1 protein-coding gene is annotated in these 641 nt (G+C 66.0%); it reads right to left on the bottom strand.

Features of this window, described 5'->3' with window-relative positions:
• The coding region (locus AB4Z38_RS25735) for a transketolase-like TK C-terminal-containing protein (protein WP_441432340.1) at positions 1 to 641 on the bottom strand (641 nt) is incomplete at both ends.

Genomic DNA, 641 nt, shown 5'->3' with positions numbered 1-641 from the left:
TCTTCGCCGGGGTTCAGGAAGGCGTGTTCTTCGGCGGCGAGTCCGTCGCGTCGGAGTTCGTTCCAGGAGGTCACGGACCAGACGTCGGCGGAGACTCCCCAGTCCTGGGCGAGGACTTTCTGGGCTTCCAGGGCCCAGGGGACCGAGACGCCGGAGGCCAGGATCTGGGCCTTGGGGCCTTCAGTGCTTGACTCCGATAGCCGGTAGATGCCCTTCAAAACACCGTTGACATCGAGGTTCTCCGGTTCCGCGGGCTGGCTGATCGGTTCGTTGTAGACCGTGAGGTAGTACATGAGGTTCCGGTCCCCGTCCGAGCCAGCCGGGCCGCCGTCGGAGTGTTTCCCGTACATGCGTTCGAGTCCGTCGCGGATGATGTGGCCGATTTCGTAGCCGTAGGCGGGGTCGTAGGTGAGCACGGCGGGGTTGGTGGAGGCCAGGATGGGGGAGTGTCCGTCGGCGTGTTGGAGTCCTTCGCCAGTGAGGGTGGTCCGGCCTGCGGTGGCGCCGATGATGAAGCCGCGGGTCATTTGGTCCGCGGCGGCCCAGAAGGCGTCGCCGGTGCGTTGGAAGCCGAACATGGAGTAGAACACGTAGATCGGCACGAGGGGTTCGCCGTGGGTGGCGTAGGCGGTGCCGGCGGC

Source organism: Arthrobacter sp. 2RAF6, assembly GCF_052115205.1.
Taxonomy (GTDB): Bacteria; Actinomycetota; Actinomycetes; order Actinomycetales; family Micrococcaceae; genus Arthrobacter.
The sequence above is the reverse complement of the archived record's forward strand: the minus strand, read 5'-3'. Positions and strand labels throughout refer to the sequence as shown.